Genomic DNA, 22,694 nt, shown 5'->3' on the forward strand with positions numbered 1-22,694 from the left:
ATTTTCGTCCTCTTCCCTTTACGTTTTCGGGTCCACGAAATTCAGCGCTCACCTCTCACAGGCATCCTCCCTTTTCCGCATGCATTCGTGCGTACGCACAGTCGTGTCCTCCCCTTCCTGCTTGCGCATGACACGCTTCGCGGCACGGCAGTCCGTGGTTGCCGCACATCGGATAGACTTTCCCGCTACTTGTCGATGGAAAATTCCCATGCACACCAGAACTCCTCTGGGTGCGCATCGGGCGGGCAGGCTACGCACCGCGTCTTGATCCGGGGATCAACGGCACTGGCAAAACGGCTGTACTCCGCGATGCCCGTTGTCTTGCACGGGTAGTCGGGAAGTCCCTTCTTCCTGCGCATGGCCTGCACCCGGCACTCCCGCATGCGGAAGATGCATCGCGTCTCCGAGACCTCCACGAAGTCCTGCTTGTTGATGAGGTGGTACATGCGGAACCGCAGAGCCTGCATGAGGACCGGAATCCCGCCGTCCGTCGGCAGTTCGAAGCGCTTGAGAATCCGCTTTGCCTCGATCTCCGAGTAAGCCCCGATGGCTTCCCCGCTGCACTGCCGCCCCACGTCGGTGCCATAGCGCCTTTCCACGGCCTGGAACCAGAGCCCGTCGTGGGCGAGCCAGTTCAGGGAAGCGTCTTCGAGAAAACCGAGCAGTTCCTCACGCGTCAGATCCTGGATGTTCCTCGTCTTCACCGGCGTCGACATGACCTCTTCTCCTGACTGCCGCCGCAGCATGTCTGCCTCTTTCCGGGGACCGACAGGGCCCGGCAGCGAAAATTTTTTTAGTCACTCGAAATTCTGCTTGACAGCATCGCAGCGATCAAGTAAGTGCGTGATTGAGTAAGCGCTCAATCACTTTCCTGATATCATAGCATTGCTGACGGACAGCGCCAATGTTTTTTTCTTCTCCGTACCTTCTGCTGCATGGTATGTAGGGCAGGGCCTACACAATATCGCGCAGAGGGGGAGGAAGAGGAACATGAAGGTACACGGAAAGGAAGTGCAGGCGAACATCAAGAATGCGCGGCTCATCGACCTGCGGCGCAGGCAGATCATCGAGGGAGCCATGCAGGTCTTCGCCGCCAAGGGGTTCCACGGAGCCTCGGTGCGTGAGATCGCCAACGCGGCGGGTCTCACAATGGGCACCATGTACAACTACGTCCGCAGCAAGGAAGACATCCTCTACATCGTCTACGATTTCATGACCACGATCCTCACCGAGGGCCTCCGGAAGACCATCGAGGAAACCAAGGATCCCCGGGAAAAGGTCAGCGCCGCCCTGCGTCACAACATGGAGATGATCTACCAGTACCGGGACGTGATCATGTTTCTCTACCGTGAGGCGGGAAACTACGACCGCGATAGCATCCACACCGTCCTCGCCCAGGAAACCAAGTACATCGAGGTCTTCGAGGAACTGCTGCGACTGCACTTCTCCGGCCGAAAGATCAACGAGGAACGTCTGAAGATGGCGGCCGACATCCTCTCCTACCTTAACGTCATCCTGGTCCTGAGGGGCTGGAGCCTCCGGCGGCGCTACAAATCCATGGACGACGTCGTGAACGGCATTCTCGAGTTCGTGGAGCATGCCATCGAGATCGTCGAGGAGACAGACCGAGGGGGCGTGGAATGCCGTCATTTCAAGCGCTCCGCCAAGACCCAGCGCGAAAGGAGAACGAAATGGGGAAACCGGGAAAAGAGCAAATGATCGAATTCTACCGGCAAATGCTTCGCATCCGCCGGACCGAGGAGAAGCTCATGGAGGTGTTCTCCGCAGGAGAGATTCTGGGCTTCCTTCACGTCAGCATCGGGCAGGAAGCGGCCCCCGTCGGGGTCTGCGCTCATTTGCGCGACGATGACTATATCGGGACAACCCACCGGGGCCACGGCTACGCCATCGCAAAGGGCATCGACCTCAAGCGCGCGATGGCCGAGCTGTTCGGCCGCCGGGACGGTTACTGCATGGGGCGATCCGGGTCGATGCACCTCGCCGACCTCTCCAAGGGGATCATGGGCGCCAACGGCATCGTCGGGGGAGGCATCCCCATCGTGACGGGCGCCGGGTTCGCCGCCAAGTACAAGGGAACGGACCAGGTGGCCGTGGCAACCTTCGGCGACGGCGCCACCAACCAAGGCACCTTCCACGAGAGTCTCAACCTCGCGGCGGTGCTGAACCTCCCCGTGATCTACCTGTGCGAGAACAACGGATGGGCAGAGTTCTCCCCACGCCCCGTCCACGCGAAGATCGAGAACCTCGCTGACCGCGCCGCCTCCTACGGGATGCCGGGCATCATCGTTCCCAATGATGTCCTTGAGATCTACAAGGCATGCGGCGAGGCCGTCGAACGGGCCCGCAAGGGCGGCGGCCCGACGCTCATCGAGGTCAAGTGCGACCGCTGGTACGGCCACTACGTCGGCGACGCGCAGAAGTACCGCGGCAAGGAGAAAGTCGAAGAGGCCATGGCGAAAGACTGCATCAAGGAGTTCGAGGCACGGCTCACAAAGGAGAAGATCCTCAAGGCCGCCGACATCGAGAAGATCGAGGCCGACATCGCGGCCGAGCTTGCCGAGGCGCTCGAGTTCGCCCGCCGGTGCCCCTACCCGGGACCGGAGGAGATGGCCGTGGGGCTGTACGTATAAATTTTTCGAAGTGATATGACTATGCGCTCACTCAGTAATCTGAAGGGAGTCTGACATGAAAGACATTCGATATATCTTCGCCATCAAGGAAGCCATGGAGGAGGAAATGGAGCGCGACGAGCGCGTCTTCCTCATCGGCGAGGACGTGGGTCTGGCCGGCGGATCCTTCGGCGCGAGCCGGGACCTCTTCAAAAAATTCGGCCCCCGGCGTGTCGTCGACACCCCCATCAGCGAGGCCGGCCTGACCTCGATGGCGGCCGGCGCCGCCTCCTGCGGCCTTCGGCCCATCGTGGAGATCATGTTCATGGATTTCGTCACCTGTGCCATGGACAGCATCGTCAACCAGATCGCCAAGATGCGCTACATGTTCGGCAACCAGTACACGATGCCCATCGTCGTGCGGATGCCCGAGGGCGCGGGCCTCAATGCGGGCCCCCAGCACTCGCAGTGCCTCGAAGCCTGGTTCGCCCACGTGCCGGGGCTCAAGGTCGTCATGGCCGCCAACCCCTATGACGTCAAGGGCCTCCTGAAGTCGGCCATCCGAGATGACAACCCCGTCATCTTCATTGAGAACAAGACCCTGCACGCCATGAAGGGCCAGGTCCCCGAGGGGCCGGATCACCTGATCCCCCTGGGCAGGGCCGACGTGAAGCGGCAGGGAAGCGATGTGACCGTCGTCGCCGTCTCGCGCCTCGTCAACGAGGCGCTCCGCGCGGCGGCCGATCTCGAAAAGGACGGTGTCAGTGTGGAGGTCATCGACCTGATGACGGTCCAGCCCTGGGACAAGGAAGCAGTGTTCAACTCCGTCGGCAAGACTCATCGGCTCGTGATCGCCCACGAGGCCGTGAAGTCCTTCGGCATTGGCGCCGAGGTGGCCGCAACGGTGGCCGAGGAGATCCTGGACGAGCTCGATGCCCCCATCGTGCGGGTCGGCGCCCCATTCGTCCCCATCCATTACAGCCTCGAAAAAGCCTACGTGCCCGGTGCCGAGGACGTCAAGAAGGCCGTCCGCGCCACCCTGCAGCGCGCGTGACAAGGAGGAAAAATCATGAAGGCAGCCGTCTGGCACAAGAAAGAAGACATCCGGATTGAGAACGTCCCGGATCCCAAGGCTGGGCCGGGACAGGTGAAAGTCAGGATCAAGACCTGCGGGATCTGCGGCTCGGACCTGCACGAGTTCAAGAGCGGACCCTTCATCATCCCCGCCAAGCCCCATCCCTTAACAGGTAAGGCAAACGGCCCCATCATCCTGGGCCACGAGTTCTCCGCCGAGGTGGTCGAGGTCGGCGAAGGCGTTAGGAGCGTTAAGCCCGGGGACCGCGTGACCGTCAACCCCCTCATTTACTGCGGCAAGTGCCACTACTGCAGGACCGGTCAATACGTCATGTGCACCAAGCTGGGAACGGCGGGCTTTGCCTGGGACGGCGCCTTCGCCGAGCTCGGAGTGTTCCCGGAGTACGGCGTCCTGAAAATCCCTGACAGCGTGAGCGACGACGCGGGTGCTTTCGTGGAGCCCCTGGCCGTGGCCGTCCACGCCGTCAAGCGCGCCCGCCTGAAAATCGGCGCCTCCGTGGCCGTCGTGGGCGCGGGGCCCATAGGTCTTTTGGTCATGCAGGCGGCCCGAGCCGCCGGCGCCGGCAAGGTCTTCGTCATCGAGCCCCTCAAAGGCCGCCGCGAATTGGCCGCCAGGACGGGGGCCACGGCCGTTTTCGACCCGACGCAGGGCGACACCGGCAAGGCGATCGGCGACCTCACCGACGGGCTAAGGGCCGACTGGGCCTTCGACTGCGTCGGCAACCAGGCCTCCTTCGACACGGCCGTGAAGGTCACGGGACGAAGGGCGGTGATCTGCATTGTCGGCCTTGCCCTGAAGCCCATTGAGGTCCCCTTCATCCGCCTTTGGGGTCACGAGAAAGAGATCGTCTTCTCGAGCGGCTATGAGGACGAATTTCCGGCGGCGATCGAGTACCTCGCCGACGGCCGGGTCAAAGTGGAACCGCTCATCACGGCCCGCATCAAGGTCGACGATCTCGTTGACAAGGGGATCAAGGAACTCATCGAGCACGGCAGCGATCACGTGAAAATCCTCGTCTACCCTAAGTGATTCAAGGAGGAGAGAACATGAATTTTCCCTATTTCGATCTGACAGGCAAAGTGGCCATCATCACCGGCGGCGCCACAGGCATCGGCAGGGGAATCGCCGAGGGGTTGGCCGATGCGGGCGCGACGATCGTCCTGTGCGCCCGGCGGAAGGAAGTCCTTGAACAGGCCTGCAAAGAGATCAAGGACCGGACAGGCGTGAAAACCCTCGCCGTGCCCCTCGACATTACGAAGACCGATCAGATCAAGGCTGCCACGGAGAGCGTGATGAAGGAATTCGGCCGCATCGACATCCTCGTGAACAACGCCGGCGTGGGCGGCAGCGAAAAGCCCATCGTCAACCTCAAGAAGCCCGAGAGGGAAATGACCGAGGCGGACTGGGACCAAACGGTCGCCACGGACCTGCGGGGCATCTTTGTCCTCACCCAGGCCGTCGCCAAGAAGATGATCGAGAAGGGCGAGGGAGGCAAGGTCATCAACGTCTCCTCCATCACGGCGATCATCGGCATGGCGAACATGGCCGCCTACTGCTCCAGCAAGGCCGCCGTCGTGCAGCTCACCCGGGTCATGGCCCTGGAGTGGGTCCGCTACAACATCCAGGTCAACGCCATCCTGCCCGGCTACTTCGAGACGCCCATGAACACGCACTTCTTCGCGACCGACGTGGGCAAGGAAATCATCAAGCGCAACATCCCCCAGAACCGCCTGGGCCAGATGGACGACATGAGGGGCCTAGCCGTATACCTCGCCTCGCCGGCATCGAATTTCATGACGGGCTCCGCGATCGTCATCGACGGCGGGCAGACGAGCTGGTAGGAAGGAGAGAATCCCCATGAAGATCAAGGATTACAAGACCATCATCCTGGAAAAAAACGAAGAGGGCATCGGCATCCTGACGCTGAACCGCCCCGAGGTCTTCAACGCCATCAGCGAGGAACTGACCGGCGAGATGCTGGACGCCCTGCGTGTCGTCAACGCTGATGCGGACATCAAGGTTCTTATCATCACGGGGGCCGGCAAGGGGTTCCAGGCCGGCGCCGATATCCGGGAGCTCAACCGGATGGGAATCGTGGAGATCCTTCGGTGGAACGAGGGGTTTCTGCGGGTCAACGCCAACGTGGAGAAGCTGCGGCAGCCTGTCATCGCCGCCATCAACGGTTTGGCGCTCGGCGGGGGCCTCGAGCTTGCGCTTGCCTGCTCGATCCGCATCGCCGCGGAAGGCGCCAAGCTGGGCCTGCCCGAAGTCAAGCTGGGCATCATCCCGGGCACGGGCGGCACCCAGCGCCTGCCCCGGATCATCGGGAAGGGCCGCGCCTACGAGATGCTGCTTACGGGCGATCCCATCGACGCCGCCGAGGCGTACCGGATGGGGCTCGTGAACAAGGTCGTTCCCAAGGGGGAGGCGCTGAAGGCGGCCGAGGAAATGGCGCGCCGGATCATCGCCAACGGCCCCTTTGCCGTCGAGATGTGCAAGGACGCCGTCGAAATCGGCATGGAGTGCCCCCTGGAGCAGGCCGTCCAGTACTCCCAGAAGAACTGCATCGCATGCTTCGGCACGGAGGACATGAAGGAAGGCACGACGGCCTTCCTCGAGAAGCGCAAGGCAAATTTCAGGGGCAGATAACCCGGCCCCCGCGTCTTTTTCATCTTGCAGAGACCCGGCAGCCGGCGCAGGATGAACACGGACATGGCACATGAAAAAAGACGCGGGGCAAGCCCGCACATGCTTTGACGCGGGTCTGCTTGTCCCGAATCCTGAGCTTCAAGAAAAAAAATGGGAGGCACGCTATGCCTGTTGAAATTGTAATGCCCAAGCTCGGCCTGACCATGACCGAGGGGTTGATTGTGGAATGGAAGAAAAAAGAGGGCGACCCTGTCAAGAAAGGGGATATCCTCTTCGTCCTCGAAACGGAAAAAGTGACGTACGAGGTGGAGGCACCGGAGGACGGCACCCTGGGAAAGATCCTGGTCATGGAACAGGAAACCGTGCCCGTAGGCGCAGTCGTCGCGTACCTTCTCAAACCCGGTGAGGCCGCCGCCGAAGTGGTCGCTGCACCCGCCGCCGCGCCGAGGGCGGAGGCGGCCTCCCCTGCCCCCGCCGCGGCCCCGGCCGCCCAAGCTGTTGCGCCGCCTGCAGGCGGCCGCGTGAAGGCGACGCCGCTGGCGAAAAAGATTGCAAAGGAATACGGAATCGACCTGTCCCTCGTGGCGGGCACGGGACCCGGCGGGCGGGTGATGCGTGAAGACGTGGAGAAGGCCAAGGCAGCGGGTGTCAAGCCCCCCGCTACGGCTACTGAAGCAGCGGCCCCGACGACGGCGCCGTCCGCCGAGGACAGACTCGTCGCCTTCACCGGCATGAGGCGCACCATTGCCAAGAAGATGCTCCAGAGCAAAATCGAGGCGGCCCAGACCTACATGAGTAACACGGTCGATGCCTCGAAAATTCAACAGTACCGCGAGGAGCTGCTGCCTTTTGTGGAGAAGAAATACGGCGTGCGCCTCACCATCACGGACCTCATGATGAAGATCACGGGGGCGGCCCTGCGCGAGCACCCTGTCATCAACACGCGATGGACCGACAAGGGCGTCCTGTACCTGTCCGATGTCCACATGGGGATGGCCATGGCGCTCGACGAGGGGCTCATCGTTCCCGTCATCAAGAACATCAACGCTAAGAGTCTCGGGCAGATCGCTCAGGAGCGCACCGCCTTGATCAAGAAGGGAAAGACGAACAGCTTCCTGCCCGACGACATCAAGGGAAGCACCTTTACGCTTTCGGCGATGGGCATGTTCGGAATCGAGCAGTTCACGGCCATCATCAACCAGCCGGAAAACGCGATCCTGGGCGTCGCGGCCATCATCGACAAGCCTGTCGTGGTGAAGGGCCAGATCGTGATCCGGCCCATGATGAACGTGAATCTCTCCTACGATCACCGGACCATCGACGGGGCGGAGGCGGGGAAGTTCATGCAGACGCTAAAGGCCTTCATCGAGGAGCCGGTCCTGATCCTGGCGTAACGGACCGATCGAACCCCCGCCCTGCGCGCGGTGGCCCGTTCAGGCCGACCGGTATGGGTGTGAAGAACAAGCGAGGAGATCGTCTATGGCAGATAAGACCCGAATCACCATTGTTGGCGGCGGTGTGGGCGGCTACCCGGCCGCCATCCGCGCGGCCCGAATGGGCGCCGAGGTGACGCTGATCGAGAAGGACGCCCTCGGCGGCACGTGCCTCAACTGGGGGTGCATCCCCACCAAGGCGCTCCTGCAGTCCGCCGGAGTGATCAGAACGATGAAGGAGTCCGATATATTCGGCGTGAAGTGCAAGGGCTATGAGGTGGACTTCGGCGCCGTCATGGCCCGTAAGAACACGGTCGTGGCCCAGCTCACGCGCGGCGTGGGCGCCCTGCTGAAGGCCAAGAAGGTGAAGGTCATCCAGGGCACGGCGACCTTCGTGGACGCCAAGACACTGCAGATCCGGGAAACAGGCGAGAAGGTCCAGGGCGACGCCGTTCTCATCGCCTCGGGGTCCGTCCCCGGCCGCATCCCCATAGAGGGTATCGACGGCCCCGACGTCATGGACTCCAACCAAGTCCTGGCTATGAAGGCCCTCCCAAAAAGCGTCGTCGTCATCGGCGGCGGTGTCATCGGCGTGGAGTTCGCCCAGTTCCTGGTCGCCATGGGCACCGAGGTAACGATTCTCGAGATGCTCCCCGGGCTCGTCCCCGGAGTGGACAGGGAAATCGCCTCGCTGCTCCAGAAGCAGATGTCGGCAGCCGGCGTCAAGGTGGTGACCGGCGCCGCCGTGAAGGGCATCGTCCACCGGAAGACGGAAAACGTCGTGACGTACACGGTCGGCGACAAGACCGAGACGGCAAGCGCCGAGAAGGTCATCCTCACCGTGGGCCGGAAGCCTGACTTCTCCCTACTCGACGTCGACAGGGTCGGCATCCGGCACGAGCGGGGCGCCATCGTCGTCAACGAATTTATGGAGACCAGCGTCCCCGGCATCTGGGCCGCGGGCGATGTTGTCGGCGGCATCATGCTCGCCCACCTGGCCTCGGCCGAGGGGGAGTGTGCCGTGCGGAACATCCTCGGGCACCGCGAAGCCATGAACTACAGGGCCGTCCCCTCCTGCATCTATACGATGCCCGAGGTGGCCTCTGTGGGGCTCACGGAGGAAAAGGCGAAGGAGCGGGGCGAAATCCAGGTCGGCCGATTCCCACTGCGGGGCAACGGCAAGGCCCTGGTCCTCAACGAAACGGAAGGCCTCGTCAAGGTCATCTCGGACAGGAAGCACGGCGAGGTGCTGGGCGTCCACATCATCGGGCCCCACGCTACGGACATGATTGCCGAGGCCGTCCTGGGGATGACGATGGAAATGACCGCAGAGGACCTGGCCAACGCTATCCACCCGCACCCTACGGTGTCGGAGGCGATCATGGAGGCGGCCATGGTGATCGCAGGCGGCGCCATCCATATGCCATAATCCCCTGCCGCCCGCTCGTGCAGGGGTGATCGGGGAAGAATATTGAGTGACTGATCACTAATCATTGGTTGAGTGATCACTAATGTTAGGCCGGCGGCACATCCCGCCCAGGCTCCAACGGCACCAAACGGAATCGCGAGAGGAGGACACGCACATGGCTTGGGATTTCGGATACACAAAGGAAGAGGAAGCCTATCGGCAGAAAGTGGCCGCCTTCCTCGACAGGGAACTGACCGAGGAGATCGCCCGGCAAAACTGGGAGGATCTGGGACTGGGCAAGGAGGGGCGCGCCTTCGGGAAGAAACTCTACGAGGCGGGCCTCCTGGGTTGGAGCTGGCCCGTCGAGTACGGCGGCAAGGGCCTCTCGCCCGTCTACGACTTCATCCTCATCGACGAGCTGGGAAAGCGCTGGAGCGCCCACGTACCCAACGACGTGGCCTACACCATGGTCGGGCACACGATCCTGCGGCGCGGCAGCGAGGCGATGAAAAAAGAGTTCATCCCCCGCATCGTCCGCGGGGAGATCGAGTTCGGCCTAGGCTACACCGAGCCTGAGGCAGGTTCCGACTTGGCAAACATGAAGATGACGGCCATCGACCAGGGGGACTACTTCCTCGTCAACGGCCAGAAGACCTTCAACACGGAGAGCCACTACGCGGACTACCATTGGCTGGCGGCCAAGACGGACCTCAAGGCCTCCCCCTACAAGGGGATCAGCCTCTTCATCGTCGACCAGCGGGCCCCGGGGATCACGATCCGCCCCATGATCACCATGTCGGGCGAGCGGACCAACGAGGTCTTCTACGACGACGTGAAGGTACCGAAGGACCGCCTCGTGGGCGAGCTGAACAAGGGTTTCTACTACATGATGGAGGCCCTCATGTCGGAACGCAACTACGTCTTCACGCCCTCCCGCTACTACCCCTACCTGAACATGCTGATCGACTACGCAAAGAAGACGACCTACCTGGGCAGGCCACTGGCCGAGGATCCCATGGTCCGTCAGAAGATCGCCCAGATCGCCGTCGAGATCGAGACGAGCCAGCTGCTCTCCGACCACGCGCGGTGGATGGAATGGAACCATCAGCCCATGACCTGCGAACCCGAGATCACGAAGGTCGTCGTCTCCGAGATGGAGCAGCGGATGGTGGACAACGCAATGCAACTGCTCGACCAGTACTGTCAGCTCGAGGAGGGTTCCAAGTACGTGCCCCTCAAGGGCCGCATCGCGTGGGAGTTTCTGCACTCCTTCATGACCACGATCGGAGCCGGCACGAGCGAAGTCGGCCGTACCGTCATCGCAACCCGCGGCCTGGGTTTGCCCAGGGGCTGAACGATACCATCAGGAGGTTTGTCTCATGGACTTTACATATACCGATGACCAGAAAATGCTCAAGGAGGCGGCGCGTAGGTTCCTCGCCGGGGCCTGCCCCAACGTGGAATGGTACCTCGAGATGGACAAGGACGAGAAGGGCTTTACGCAGGAGCTCTGGAAGGGCATGGCGGAGCTGGGCTGGATGGGGATCCTCTTCCCCGAGGAGTACGGCGGCATCGGCGGCAGCATGCTCGACATGGTGACCCTGATGGAAGAAATGGGCTACGCGGCCTTGCCCGGCCCCTATTTCTCCACTGTCATCCTCGGCGGCTGCACGATCCTGGCAGCCGGAAGCGAGGCTCAGAAGCAGGAATTCCTGCCCAAGATCGCCGAGGGGTCCCTGCGGGTGACGCTGGCCCTCTCCGAGCCGGCAACAACCCAGTTCAACCCCGCTCTGATCACCGTGAAGGCCAAGGCCGAGGGTGAAGCCTGGGTAATCAACGGGATCAAGCTCTTCGTGCCCGACGCCAACGTGTCCGACTGGATGGTCGTGGCAGCCCGAACGGCCGGCAAGGACACTGATCGCGACGGCATCTCGCTGTTCCTCGTGGAGACCAAGGCCCCCGGCGTGGGCATCACGCTGCTCAAGACCGTGGCCGGCGACAAGCAGTGCGAAGTGGTCTTTGACAAGGTGAAGGTGCCCAAGACCGCCCTGCTCGGTGAGCTGGGCAAGGGGTTCGCCGCAATCGAGAGGACCCTCCAGATCGCAGCCGTAGCCAAGTGCGCCGAGATGCTGGGCGGCTCGAACAAGGTCATGGAGATGGCCGTCGCCTACGCCAAGGAGCGCGTGCAATTCGGCAAGCCCATCGGAAGCTTTCAGGCCGTGCAGCACCTGTGCGCCAACATGAAGATGGCCATCGAGCAGAGCATCTACATCACCTACAAGGCCGCCTGGATGATCGACCAGGGGATGCCCGAAGCTCGGAAGTTCGCCGCTGTTGCCAAGGCGTGGGTGAGCGAGGCCTACAAGAAAGTCGCTCTCATCGGCCACCAGATCTTCGGCGGGACAGGTTACATCGTCGAGCACGCCATGCCCATTTACTCACGACGGGCCAAGGCCGGCGAATATGCTTTCGGCAGCCCCAACTACCACCGGGAAATCGTGGCCCAGGAGTTGGGCCTGTGAGGGACACCTGACCTACCTACCTCTCTCCGTTCCGCACCTGCCGCCGGGGACTGCCCCGGCGGCAGGCGCGGAATCACATGCAACAGATCACGGCAAGGGAGGCCGCTTGTGGATCTCAGCAAGCTCGACAAATACGAAAGCCGTGAGGCACTCGTCGAGGCCGTCCGCCGGAAGGCCTACGATTACGACTTCAACTGCCACGGCTGCTCTCAAGCGGTCGTGCAGACCTTTCTCGACGTCTTCGAAGATTCCAACGCCCAACTGTTCAAGGCCGCAAGCCCCTTTGCCGCTGGTATGTCCATGACGGGCAACAACTGCGGCGCGCTGATCGGGGGACTCCTGATCCTGGGCGCAGTCTTCGGCCGCGGGTCCATGGACGATGGGATGGAGGGAATCGTCGAAGGCATCCGGCCGGCCCGGAAACTGGTGAAGCACTTCCAGGGCCGTTTCGGCACGGTCAACTGCCGCGATTTGACGCAAACCGACTTGGCCGACCCGGTCAAGGCCGATGCCTACTTTGCCGGCGGCGGTCTCGAGCGATGCGCCGCCGTTACGGGCGAGGTGGCCGCCTTCGTGGGCGGGTTGCTGTACGACGAGAGAAGAAAGAGGAAATAGAGGGCCCCCGCCGGCGACTCCGGGGAGCCAGGGGTCGCCGAAGGCTGGCACAGAGAGAAGGGACGCCCATACCGGCCTTGCAGCGGCGGGCAAATGAAGGTAAACACAACAACTCGAGGAAAGGGAGGTACGTATGAGCAATCTGAAACCGGGTCCGCTCAAGGGAGTAACGGTACTGGACTTCACATGGGTGCTGGCAGGGCCCCATGCGGCGAAGACGCTGGCTGACCTGGGCGCCAACGTCATCAAGGTGGAGCAGTACAAGACCGGTGCCAACGAGCGCTGGCTGCCCCTGCGGGTCACCAAGAACGGCGTCACCCAGAGTTCCTACACGATCAACGTCAACCGCGGTAAGCGCAGCATCTGTGTCAACCTGAAAAACCCCAAGGGGATGGAGATCATCCACAAACTCATCCGGAAGAGCGACATCCTGCTCGAGAACTTCGCCCCCGATGTCATGGGCAAGCTGAAGTTGGACTATGAGTCCGTCAGGAAGATCAAGCCCGACATCATCTACTGTTCGATCTCGTCCTTCGGTCATTGGGGACCCTACAGCCACAAACCGGGATATGACATGATCGCCCAGGGAGCCAGCGGATGGTCCGACCAGAGCACCCCCCCGATCATTGCCCCCGTTTCGATCGGCGACACGACGGCCTCCATGCACGCCTGCACGGCTGTCCTGGCGGCACTCTACCACAGGAAAATGACGGGCCAGGGTCAGAATATCGATATTTCCATGATGGACTGCCTGTTCTCGCTGCACGAGAACACCTTGCCTTGGTACCTGATCAGCTCCGCCGTGGGCGACCCTGTGGAAGTCCCCCGGATCGGTGCCAAGCACCCCGGCTACGCTCCTTACGGCATCTACTCTGGAAAAGACGGATACATTGCCATCGCCTGCCTGACCGAACCCCGCTGGGTTCCGATGGTGAAGGTCATGGGCCCCGAGTTTGAATTTTTGCTCTCCGACCCGAGGGCAAAGGACGTCTCCACGCGCTGCTCGACGGCAAATGCCCCTTTCATCCATGAGCAGGTCGAGAAATGGGTCATGTCGCAACCCTCCGTAGCCGAGGCCGAAAGAAAACTCGAGGAACAGGGCGTTCCCTGCATCCGCTGCCGTAGCCTCAAGGAACTGGCCGACAGCGATCCGCAGATCAAGGCCCGCGAGATGATGGTCGAGATGTACCAGCCCTTCCTGGGTCCCATGCGTCATTACGGCAGTCCCTTGAAATTCTCCGAGACACCCGCAGGCCCCCGAGGCTACGCGCCCCTGCTCGGCGAACACAACGTGGAAGTATTGACACAGGAGTTGGGCATGGCCGAGGCCGACGTGAAAGCCCTTTACGGCGAGGACGTTCTCTTCCACGAAGAGGCCGTCGACAGGCTTCCCGAGGAGCTGAAGAAGAACGGGAAGTGAGGCAACCCACGGGACGTACGCTGCACCCGCAAGACAACACCGGCTGACGGATCGGCGGCGGAACAGTCCGCCGCCGATCCTCCGCCATGAATACGAGAGGTGAATCATATGCTGAGATACGAGATGTGGGACAAGATCAGAAGGAAGATTCGCAAGGACGATCTGCAGGATCTCGGCGTGCCCACGCCCGACATGGTCAAGCGCTGCATCGACGAGGGCAAGACCGAACTGGCCAAGGAGCTGGCCGACTACATCATCATCGAGAGCAAGGGTTTGCACGACCTCTACGCCGACTGGACGTCGGACATGCTCGACAAGGTCGCCAAGAGGTACGGCGAAGAGGCCATGTACCAGCTGCTGCGCGACACCCAGAGCACCTGGATGATGCGCCGCACCTGGAGCGGCCTGCGCAAGATGACGCCTATGGAGCGCATCTGGCTCAACGCCGAGGTCTTCCGCGCACACCGGTGCGGCCCGCGGCAGATGGGCGAGCTGGACTTCACCGAGGATGACGAGAAGATCGTTCTGTCCTGTGACCCCTGCGGCAGCGGCGGAAGGACCCGCCGGGGCGATCCCGTCGACGGGACCCCTTCCCGCTACGGTCCCCCCTACAACTTTGGCAGGACCTCCAAGGCCTACCCCTGGAGCTGGAGCCAGGCGGGCGTGCCCTATTACTGCCTGCACTGCGCCATGAACGAGATCCTCATGATCGAGTGGGGCGGCTGGCCCCTGTGGGTCACGGAGTACGATCCCGACGAGACAAAGCCCTGCGCCTGGGTCTTCTACAAGAATCCCCAGGTGATGCCCGAGAAGTACTGGACGCGTCTCGGCTTCAAGAAGCCCGACAAATTCGAGTAGATCCGCAAGGACGCTACCTCCCTCCGGGAAGGCGGGGCATACGCATGCCCCGCCTTCCCTCTCTGCAACACGGTCTTCCCCGTCTGATCCGTCTTTTCGGTCTATTCCGTCGCGCAGAAAAAACGGATCCTGTAGAATGATCGGAGAACAAGCAACCCGAAGGGCCTGGACGGCGGCAGGCAAAAATTAGGAGGCTCACACAAGATGAACCCGGCAAAACCCGATTGGCTCCGCAAGAGGCTTCCTGTGGGGGCTGAAGTGCAGGCAATGGAGGGCAACCTCGAGATCAGCCGCCTGCACACCATCTGCCAGGAGGCGTGCTGTCCCAACCAGGGGGAGTGCTTCTCCCGGGGGGTGGCCACCTTTCTTATTCTCGGCAAGGTCTGCACGCGCAACTGCCGATTCTGCGCCGTCGATTCGGGAACGCCGGAGCCGCTCGATGCCGGCGAACCCCTCCGCCTTGCCGAGGAAGTGAAGCGACTGGGCCTGCGATTCGTCGTGATCACCTCCGTGACGAGGGACGATCTCCCGGACGGGGGCGCCGGGCATTTCGCCCGGGTCATCGAGACCCTGCGACGCGAATGCCCCGGCGTGGGCATCGAGGTCCTGATCCCCGACTTCCAGGGCTCGGGCGCCGCGCTTAAGACTGTTGTCGACGCCGCCCCGGAGGTCCTGAACCACAACGTGGAAACCGTTCCCCGGCTCTACGCATCCGTCCGACCCCAGGCCGACTATCGGCGTTCCATCTCCCTGCTGCGCGAGGCCAAGGCGCTTGACCCAGCGCTCACCACCAAATCGGGACTCATGGTCGGTCTCGGCGAGACGCGCGAGGAGGTCCTCGAGGTGATGGTCGATCTCCGCTCGGCCTCGTGCGACGTAATCACCATCGGGCAGTACCTGAGCCCCTCGGCGGCCCACCATCCCGTCGTGGAGTACGTGAAGCCCGAGATTTTCGAGAAATACCGCCGCGACGCCCTGCGTCTTGGGTTCCGCGACGCCGCCTCGTCGCCCTTCGTGCGGAGTTCCTACATGGCGGAGATGTTCTATCGAAAATGCAGTGATCGGTGACCTATGAAAGACAAAAAGAGGCCTGGCAATCGCAAGGCCTCTTTCTGTTCATTTCCACTCGAATTTTTCGTTCTGTTTACTTTCTTTTTTTCTTCTTCAATTCCTCCGGCAGCCTCTCGACAGCAGGCTCGTGGTAGAGCACATCCGCGTCGTAGAGGGCCTTGATCTCTTTCTTTGACATCCCTAGTGTCTTCTGGAGCACGTCGTAGTTGTGCTCACCCAGGAAAGGAGCGTGGCCACGGATCCCCGAGGGTGTTTCGGAAAACTTCAGCGGGCTGCCGTACATCTTAACGGGTCCCAAGAAGGGTTGATCGATTGTGACGATCATCTCGCGGGCCTTGATCTGCGGATCCACCGTAGCCAGCTCCACAATATCGCGCACGCGCAGGCAGGGGACCTCAGCCGCCTCGAGCAGGCGCTCGGCCTCCTCCACAGAATCGAGCGACATCACCCACTCCTCAAGGGCAGCGTGAATCATAGGCGCATTGTCAGTCGTGCAGCGCGTAGAGACCGTCGCCGCACGCGGATCCGTCTTCAGCCAGGCGTACTTCTCGCCCATCAGCTCTACGAGAGGCAGCCAGCGTGCCTCGGTTAGGCATGCGATGCAGATGTAACCGTTTTTTCCCTTATAGATGCCGTACGGGGCGTACCCGGGGTGCTTCTGACCGATCTTCGCAGGCTTGATGGGATTGCCCACCGCTTCGCTGATCATGAACCACGGCAGCGTGTTCTCATGCAGCGAGAATAGGCAGTCCATCATGGAGATGTCGATATTCTGGCCCTTGCCTGTTTTTGTACGGTGGTGCAGGGCAGCCAGAATGGCCGTGCAGGCGTGCATAGAGGCATTCGTGTCACCGATGGACACAGGGGCGATGATCGGAGGATCGCTCTGTCCCGTCCAGCCACTTGCGCCTTGGGCGATCATGTCGTAACCCGGCTTGTGGCTGTAGGGTCCCCAGTGCCCAAAGCACGAGATGGAGCAGTAAATGATGTCCTTCTTGATCTTCTTCACGGAATCGTAGTCCAGCTTCAGTCGGTCCATTACACCGGGTGCGAAGTTCTCCAGCAGGACATCGCTCTTTTTAATCAATTCGTGGATGAGCTTCATCCCCTTGGGATTTTTCATATTGATGCAGACACTCCGCTTGCCGCGGTTGACTGTGAGTGTGTAGGAACTCTGCGTGACATCGTTCTTGGTGACCCGCAGGGGCAGCCAGCGCTCGTTGGCGCCCGTTTTGTACTGCTCGACCTTAATCACGTTGGCTCCCATGTCGGCCAGCGTCTTCGCCGCGTGGGGTCCCGCCAGTACCCACGTGAAATCCAGAACGGTGATGTCCGACAGGGGACCCGGTTTGAGTTTTTCCATGAAAAGAACCTCCTTCAAGACTTGCTCAGTTGAAAGGGGGCGGAGCGGGACAACTTGATCCGTCCCGCTCCGTATCCGGACTTGTACGATTCGTCTCTATTTCTCTTCAAAGGCCGTGTGGTCGACGGCAGTCCTCTCCTTCAGGAAGAACACGCAACACGCTCCTATGGCCGCCAGAATGGACCAGAAAATAAAGACGTTGCTGAAGTCGAAGGTCTTGTCCGCCAACTCGATAACCAAGTACCCGGCGATCATAGGCGAAATGAAGGAGCCGAATTGACCGACGCCATTGGTGATCCCCATGGCTCGCCCCACAACCTCCTTGGGGTACCGCATGGCCGGGAATGCCTGCATGACGCCCCAGGGCAGGTTAATAAACCAGCCGCCCATGGCGAGCCAGAACAGGAGCGGTCCAGTGGCACCCTTGGGCGTCGCGCCGATCATGTACAGGACGGGGATGCATCCGAGGAATCCGATGATGGTCACCATCTTCGGGCGGCCCTGAAACAACTTGTCTGCAATCCAGCCGCCGGAGTACATGGCAAAGAAGGCCACGATGAAGGGCATGGAGGCATAGAAGCCCATCGTCTTGATATTGAGGCCGTGCATCCGGACGAGAAACGTGCTGATCCAGGTCGTCATGCCCCAGTAGATCATGAGCATAATGAACCAGCTGATCGTGTAGAGATAGAACTGGATGTCAGTCGAGAAGATCTTCGCGCTGTATTTCTTGCCCGTTACGGCGGAATCATGACCGATGGATTCGACGATCATGTCGTGTTCTTCCTTCTTCATAAAGCCCTTTTCCATCGATTCTCGCGGTGTATCCTGCAAGTATTTCCAAAGGATGAAGATCCCGACGACACCGGGGACAGCGAGAACGAAGAACACGGGGCGCCAAGCACCGCCGAACCAGTCCGCCATCATCCACGTGGTCATCAGGGGAACGATGGCCGGAGCCACAGCCCACGTAGTGGCCAGAACTGCGTTGGCTCTTCCGCGTTCGGCTGAGGGGAAGAAGTTGGCGATGGCTCGGACGGCAGGCACGTAATGGTGACCCTCGCCCAAAGCCAAGCCGAGGCGCAGGACAATGAATTGCCAGAAGGTTCGGACGAAACCGGTCAAGAATGTGACCAACGTAAACACCCAGATGGCTATGTTCATGGTCTTTTTGGGGCCCCACTTGTCGGCCAGGAACCCAGAGGTGAACTGGGCACAGGCATACCCGAAGAAGAAGATCGAGCCCAGCCAGCCAACCTCGACGGCGTTGAGGTTTAAATCCTTCTGAATGTAAGGCAGACAGGTGAGAACGCTGATGCGGTCAAAGTAATTGATCAGATATAGCAACCAGACGATGAAGAGGATGACGTGTCTATATCCCCAAACGATTTTTGCTTTTTCTGTCATCGGTGACCCCCTTTGCAAAGCGATTGGCTCAACCCTGTTTTCGGTTTCCCTCCCTTTTCCGTCTACGCCGGCATGATTCGTTTTAGAATGACGCTCCCTCCTCACCTCCATTTCGTTGTTATAAAGGCATGGCAAAATTGCCGGCGGACAGCGCCCCGCCTGCGGAAAATTGAATCACACCTCCTTTCATAAATATCGATTGACAACCCAGTTAATCGCTGCGTTCACGCAACTGCGTGCAAAACGGGATTAATAACCCAGCACGTTCTTCCGGAAAAGTTATCAACCTTTTCTATCGAGTCCGCACCTCTCCCAGCTCGCGGCCACGCGGGTTCGTTGTGATCCATGATGCATCAACCCAACAGATTCACTCCGCAACCTTGGCTAACTTTTTGGCCATGCGCATCTTTTCAGGTAACTTTCCCAGCCGCTGGTACATGATCCGCTGGCTCTGAGGTGAGCCTGCACCATGCATGGACTCCACCAATGCCGTACCTCCCGTCATGTTTTCCAAGAGCCGCAGGATCTTCATACGGGTCTCCGTCGACACGCCGCTGACCCCTTTCATGTATTTCTCTACATACTTGCCGATTTCGGGGTTTTGGAGATCCCGGGAGAACGGCAGCGTAGCCAAAATGCCGCCGGCAACATCGTGGGCCAGCCGCGATATCTCGTAGATGTGCCGAGTGATGTTGTGCTTCGTGCAGTTGGCGAGAAGCGGGTCCGGATAATAAGCGCCGCTTTTCGTCTTCGACCCCAGCGCAGAGCAGGCCACCGAGCCCGAGTAGACCGTCTCTGCCAGGTGCGTCATCTCGACGAGTTTGTCCTTGACGTGGGAGGCATTCAGAGTCCCTTGGTATTGGGCCGCCAGCGCCGATGCACCCACGATGATGTCGGCCACCCCGCCTTTACAGCCGCCATAATTCTGGCGGTGCATCGTCGCGAAGCGCTCCACCAGCGTCCCGCAGAAGTCCACCTCCCCGCAAAGGAAGACGCGCTCCCAGGGAACGAAGACATCCTCGAAGATCACCAGGGCCTCGCCGCCCACCATGCCGAAATCCACATTTCCGGCGTCCATGCTACCCTCGATCTTTCGCTCTTCGTTGGTCTGACGGCCGAAGATGAGGGTGATTCCTGGAGCATCCAGCGGAATGGCCGCCACGATGGCATAGGCCTCATCGCCGGGTCCCATGGCTTGCGTGGGCAGGATCATGATTTCGTGGCTGTTGACGGCCCCCGTCTGGTGGGCCTTGGCGCCGCGGATGACAACACCGTCGGAGCGCTTCTCCACGACCCGGGTGAATAGATCTGGATCGGCCTGCTCGCTGGGCCGCTTGGAGCGGTCCCCCTTGGGATCCGTCATGCCGCCGACGAGCATGAAGTTCTCCTCCTGGATGCGCTTGAGGTACTCCTCGAAGCGCTTGAAGTAGGGCGTACCGTATTTCTCGTCGACCTCGTAGACCGTCATATAGATGGCGTTCAGGGCATCGAAGCCGACGCAGCGCTGGTAGCAGCTGGCCGTCTCGTGGGAGATAAGACGCAGCATCTGCACCTTCTTGAGCAGGTCGTCCACGGACTGATGTATGTGGGTGAAACGGTTAATCTTCTTTCCCGTTAGGTGGCTTTTCGCTGTCATCAAGTCCTCGTACTCCGGCATCAGGGCCAGTTCGTAAGTCTTCGCCGCCGAGTTGATGTGGGGTACGAAAGCCGGGTGCGTGCTCCGGTCTGCTACAAGTACACCATTGTAAAAAATCCGCACTTTCTGCTCTTTCAGACTCCTGACATAATCTTCCTTCGTCTCGATTCGTTTCATGACTCACCTCATTCAAGGAGTTTGTCGATTATTTTCTCGGGGTCAATGCAATCATCTACAACGGACACGATCCGCCAGGGGTGGCCTTGTTCCAGTTTCTTTTCTGGGCATGCCACTGGACACCCGTGGATCATGAGGATCGTGTCGAACCCGGCGTCGTCCATCGTTACCCAGGCAATGCGGCCTTCTGCAACCTGTTTCAGCTTTCTGGCGTATTCACTACGGTCATAGGTACAGTCGCAGCCCCCGCAGTACTTCAACGCAATCCGCTTCACGGCCCCCTGCTTCCGCCTAAATTTCCCTCGTCCAGAGGGACGCCATGGCCGGACCACCACCGACGCAGAGAGAGGCCCCGCCCACCGTCAGGCCGAGACGCTCCATCTCGTAGTAGAGGCTCACGACGATCCGGAGCCCCGTGCTGCCCACGGGATGACCCAGCGCGATCCCCGAACCGTTGTGATTAACCTTTTCCATGTCCAGCTTCATCCCGAAATCCTTTTCCAACATTCGCCCCACGCCCAACCACTGGGCCGCAAAGGCCTCGTTGATTTCCCAGTATTCAATGTCCCCGAACTCCAGGCCGGCCTGTTTGAGGCACTTGGGGATGGCCAGCGCGGGGCCGATGCCCATGATTTTCGGATCGCATCCTTCATTGCAGATGTTGATCAGCCTCATGAGGGGCTTGATACCCAACGATTCAGCCCTTTCTTTCGACAGCAGGACAGCGGCCGAGGCGCCGTCGTTGATTCCCGAGGCGTTCCCGGCCGTCACGACGCCGCCCTTTTTGAATACCGACGGGAGGGAACCGAGCGTCTCCATGCTGGCATCCTTGATAGGGTGTTCATCGGTGTCGAAAACCCTCGTTCCCTTCTTCGTCTTGATCTCGACTGGAACGACTTCACGCTTGAAGCGACCTTCCGCGATAGCCTGGACGGCTCGGGAGTGGCTCGTCAGGGCAAGCCGATCGCATTCTACGCGTGTAATGCCGAATTTCTCGGCGACGTTTTCCGCGGTCATGCCCATGTGACCCGGCACCAGTTCATCGATGAGGCCGTCATAGAGCATGGAATCCTCGATCGTCCCCTGCCCCATCCGGTAGCCCATGCGAGCCTTCGGGATGAGATAGGGGGCATTCGTCATGCTCTCGGTCCCCACGACGAGCGCGATTTCCGTTTTTCCCAGCATGATGTTGTGCGCCGCGATCTCCAGGGCCCTCATGGCGGATGCGCAGTTCTGGTTGACCGTCACGGCGCTGCTGCGGTGCGGAAGGCCCACACGCATACCAACCTGCCTAGCGGGCAGGGACCCCTGCATGCCTGCGTAGATCTGACCCATGCAAATCTCGTCTATCAGTTCTGCCGGGATGCCCGCCCTCTCGACGGCCGCCTTCGCGGCTGTCACAGCCAACTCGCGTGCGTTTACATCCTTGAGCGAGCCCATGAATCCCCCAATAGCCGTCCTGCATGCACTGACCATGACCACATCTTTCAAAGACATGAAATTCTCCTTCATGGCTTCGGCTTCTGCCTTTTTGTTTTATGCCTTTTATTCCCAGTCTTCTTCCTAAAACCTTCAGACCTCTACCCCTTTCAGATAATCGTGTGTCCTCCGTCGATATATAGCTCGGCCCCGGTAAGGAATGGAGGGCACGTGGCTAAGTAGAGGGCCGTTGATCTCAACTCGTCTAGTGTACCCACCCGGTTCAGAGGTATCATCTTCTTAACAAGACCCTTCCCCGTGTCGGACTCGAAAAAATCACGGTTGAATTCCGTGAGGATGTATCCTGGACACAGGGCATTAACCTGAATGTTATCCCTCATAAGCTCAAGGGCCATCACCCGGGTGAGCTGGATCACAGCGGCCTTGCTGGCGCAGTACCCCGCCATGTTGCGGGCGGCTATCTTGCCGAGGATGGACGAAACGTTGATGATCCTACCACCCTTTTGCTTTACCATGACCTGGGCAACAGCCCTCGAGACCAGGAATGTTCCCCGAAAGTCAACGTTCATCACCTCGTCCATGTCGGCATCGGTCATCTTGAGCACTGGTTTTTCGCTTCCGGGGATGCCGGCGCTGTTTACGAGGATATCTATCCGGCCCACTTCGCCCACGATCTCCTGAACGACCTGGTCGACCCGTTTCGAGTCGTTGACGTCCAGAGATTTTCCAACAGCCTTTACGCCGTATTTTCCGGCGATCTCCCGGGCCGCTTCCTCGCATCTGTGCAGGTTCCTGGCGACAACGGCCACGTCGGCCCCGGCCTCCGCGTATGTCTCAGCGATGGCCCGCCCGATCCCCTTGTACCCGCCCGTGATGAGGGCGGTCTTCCCCTTGAGTGAAAAGAGTCTTTCCAGAAGTTCCGAAGCCATGATATCTCCTTTCCCTTTCGGTTGACGGAACCACCCCGCG

Annotated in this window: 21 protein-coding genes; 14 read left to right on the forward strand and 7 right to left on the reverse strand. The window is 60.5% G+C overall.

The genetic code is table 11. The features are described 5' to 3' along the window. Positions 1 to 185: 185 nt before the first annotated feature. Entirely contained in the window at positions 186 to 716 is a 531-nt protein-coding gene (locus HPY67_03965) for a hypothetical protein (GenBank protein NPV03870.1), read from the reverse strand. Between the two features lie 274 nt (positions 717 to 990). Here HPY67_03965 and HPY67_03970 point away from each other — a divergent pair, with 274 nt between their 5' ends. The 14 genes from HPY67_03970 (at position 991) to lipA (ending at position 15,699) form a co-directional block, all read left to right on the forward strand. Next, positions 991 to 1,719, forward strand: coding sequence for a TetR/AcrR family transcriptional regulator (locus tag HPY67_03970; GenBank protein ID NPV03871.1), 729 nt, complete (start codon positions 991 to 993; stop codon positions 1,717 to 1,719). Continuing rightward, positions 1,692 to 2,651, forward strand: a complete 960-nt coding sequence (locus HPY67_03975; protein ID NPV03872.1) for a thiamine pyrophosphate-dependent dehydrogenase E1 component subunit alpha — start codon at positions 1,692 to 1,694, stop codon at positions 2,649 to 2,651. The genes HPY67_03970 and HPY67_03975 overlap by 28 nt, the downstream gene beginning before the upstream one ends. Before the next feature lie 55 nt (positions 2,652 to 2,706). After that, entirely contained in the window at positions 2,707 to 3,684 is a 978-nt protein-coding gene (locus HPY67_03980; protein ID NPV03873.1) for an alpha-ketoacid dehydrogenase subunit beta, read from the forward strand. Positions 3,685 to 3,699: 15 nt separating this feature from the next. Beyond that, positions 3,700 to 4,755, forward strand: coding sequence for a 2,3-butanediol dehydrogenase (locus HPY67_03985; GenBank protein NPV03874.1), 1,056 nt, complete (start codon positions 3,700 to 3,702; stop codon positions 4,753 to 4,755). Positions 4,756 to 4,772: 17 nt separating this feature from the next. Continuing rightward, on the forward strand, positions 4,773 to 5,567 hold the full coding sequence (locus HPY67_03990; GenBank protein ID NPV03875.1) for a glucose 1-dehydrogenase: 795 nt from the start codon (positions 4,773 to 4,775) through the stop codon (positions 5,565 to 5,567). A 22-nt stretch (positions 5,568 to 5,589) separates the two neighbouring features. Beyond that, positions 5,590 to 6,375, forward strand: a complete 786-nt coding sequence (locus tag HPY67_03995) for a crotonase (GenBank protein ID NPV03876.1) — start codon at positions 5,590 to 5,592, stop codon at positions 6,373 to 6,375. A gap of 164 nt (positions 6,376 to 6,539) precedes the next feature. Continuing rightward, entirely contained in the window at positions 6,540 to 7,769 is a 1,230-nt protein-coding gene (locus HPY67_04000; protein NPV03877.1) for a 2-oxo acid dehydrogenase subunit E2, read from the forward strand. Positions 7,770 to 7,854: 85 nt separating this feature from the next. Further along, complete coding sequence (gene lpdA / locus HPY67_04005; GenBank protein NPV03878.1) at positions 7,855 to 9,237, forward strand: dihydrolipoyl dehydrogenase; 1,383 nt, start codon at positions 7,855 to 7,857, stop codon at positions 9,235 to 9,237. Positions 9,238 to 9,391: 154 nt separating this feature from the next. Then, positions 9,392 to 10,570, forward strand: a complete 1,179-nt coding sequence (locus tag HPY67_04010; protein NPV03879.1) for a hypothetical protein — start codon at positions 9,392 to 9,394, stop codon at positions 10,568 to 10,570. 25 nt (positions 10,571 to 10,595) lie between these two features. Next, positions 10,596 to 11,738 (forward strand): acyl-CoA/acyl-ACP dehydrogenase, encoded by a 1,143-nt coding sequence (locus HPY67_04015; protein ID NPV03880.1) that lies wholly within the window; start codon positions 10,596 to 10,598, stop codon positions 11,736 to 11,738. A gap of 108 nt (positions 11,739 to 11,846) precedes the next feature. Then, the gene (locus HPY67_04020; protein NPV03881.1) at positions 11,847 to 12,353 is read left to right on the forward strand and encodes a C_GCAxxG_C_C family protein; all 507 of its coding nucleotides are present in this window, start codon (positions 11,847 to 11,849) and stop codon (positions 12,351 to 12,353) included. 133 nt (positions 12,354 to 12,486) lie between these two features. Then, positions 12,487 to 13,773, forward strand: coding sequence for a CoA transferase (locus HPY67_04025; protein ID NPV03882.1), 1,287 nt, complete (start codon positions 12,487 to 12,489; stop codon positions 13,771 to 13,773). 108 nt (positions 13,774 to 13,881) lie between these two features. Continuing rightward, positions 13,882 to 14,631 (forward strand): hypothetical protein, encoded by a 750-nt coding sequence (locus HPY67_04030; protein ID NPV03883.1) that lies wholly within the window; start codon positions 13,882 to 13,884, stop codon positions 14,629 to 14,631. 204 nt (positions 14,632 to 14,835) lie between these two features. Continuing rightward, the gene (gene lipA, locus HPY67_04035; protein ID NPV03884.1) at positions 14,836 to 15,699 is read left to right on the forward strand and encodes a lipoyl synthase; all 864 of its coding nucleotides are present in this window, start codon (positions 14,836 to 14,838) and stop codon (positions 15,697 to 15,699) included. Positions 15,700 to 15,775: 76 nt separating this feature from the next. Here lipA and HPY67_04040 read toward each other — a convergent pair whose 3' ends face one another. The 6 genes from HPY67_04040 to HPY67_04065 form a co-directional block, all read right to left on the reverse strand. Further along, positions 15,776 to 17,065, reverse strand: coding sequence for a CoA transferase (locus tag HPY67_04040; GenBank protein NPV03885.1), 1,290 nt, complete (start codon positions 17,063 to 17,065; stop codon positions 15,776 to 15,778). Between the two features lie 96 nt (positions 17,066 to 17,161). Further along, positions 17,162 to 18,472: an MFS transporter gene (locus HPY67_04045; protein NPV03886.1), complete on the reverse strand. Its 1,311-nt coding sequence runs from the start codon at positions 18,470 to 18,472 to the stop codon at positions 17,162 to 17,164. A 367-nt stretch (positions 18,473 to 18,839) separates the two neighbouring features. Continuing rightward, positions 18,840 to 20,285 carry a 4-hydroxybutyryl-CoA dehydratase gene (locus tag HPY67_04050; protein NPV03887.1) on the reverse strand — a complete coding sequence of 482 codons (1,446 nt, stop codon included), beginning with the start codon at positions 20,283 to 20,285 and terminating at the stop codon, positions 18,840 to 18,842. Between the two features lie 8 nt (positions 20,286 to 20,293). After that, entirely contained in the window at positions 20,294 to 20,560 is a 267-nt protein-coding gene (locus HPY67_04055; GenBank protein NPV03888.1) for a hypothetical protein, read from the reverse strand. A 16-nt stretch (positions 20,561 to 20,576) separates the two neighbouring features. After that, on the reverse strand, positions 20,577 to 21,782 hold the full coding sequence (locus HPY67_04060; GenBank protein ID NPV03889.1) for an acetyl-CoA C-acyltransferase: 1,206 nt from the start codon (positions 21,780 to 21,782) through the stop codon (positions 20,577 to 20,579). A gap of 92 nt (positions 21,783 to 21,874) precedes the next feature. Beyond that, complete coding sequence (locus tag HPY67_04065; protein ID NPV03890.1) at positions 21,875 to 22,654, reverse strand: SDR family oxidoreductase; 780 nt, start codon at positions 22,652 to 22,654, stop codon at positions 21,875 to 21,877. Positions 22,655 to 22,694: the final 40 nt, after the last annotated feature.

The sequence above is a fragment of the Syntrophaceae bacterium genome, assembly GCA_013177795.1.
GTDB lineage: Bacteria > Desulfobacterota > Syntrophia > Syntrophales > UBA2192 > UBA2192.